1 protein-coding gene is annotated in these 359 nt (G+C 50.1%); it reads left to right on the top strand.

From position 1 onward, the window contains the following. A partial coding sequence (locus MWU61_RS19665) for a hypothetical protein (protein WP_247130175.1) occupies window positions 1-359 on the top strand: 359 nt, incomplete at both ends.

Genomic DNA, 359 nt, shown 5'->3' on the forward strand with positions numbered 1-359 from the left:
CCAAACCCCGTGCCACAACTCGTCCCCGCCAGCGACACAAACACCAACGGCAAAATCGACGTCGACGAAACATGGCAATACACGCTCACATACACAATCACACAAACAGACATCGATGCAGGCGGGGTGGTGAACCTTGCTTCGGTCGTGACCCAAGATCCGTCTGGTGACGATGTTCTGGGCAGCGATGATGTGCAGGCTGACCTGACCCAAGCTCCAGCGATGGATATCACGAAATCCGCGCCAGTTATTGATCCGGTTGATTTTGTTGAGGGTTTGTTGGTTGAGTATACGTATGTTGTTGAGAACGTTGGTAATGTTACGATTGTTGATGATCTGACGGTTATTGATGACAAGTT

The sequence above is a fragment of the Loktanella sp. F6476L genome (genome assembly GCF_023015725.1).
Taxonomy (GTDB): Bacteria; Pseudomonadota; Alphaproteobacteria; order Rhodobacterales; family Rhodobacteraceae; genus Yoonia.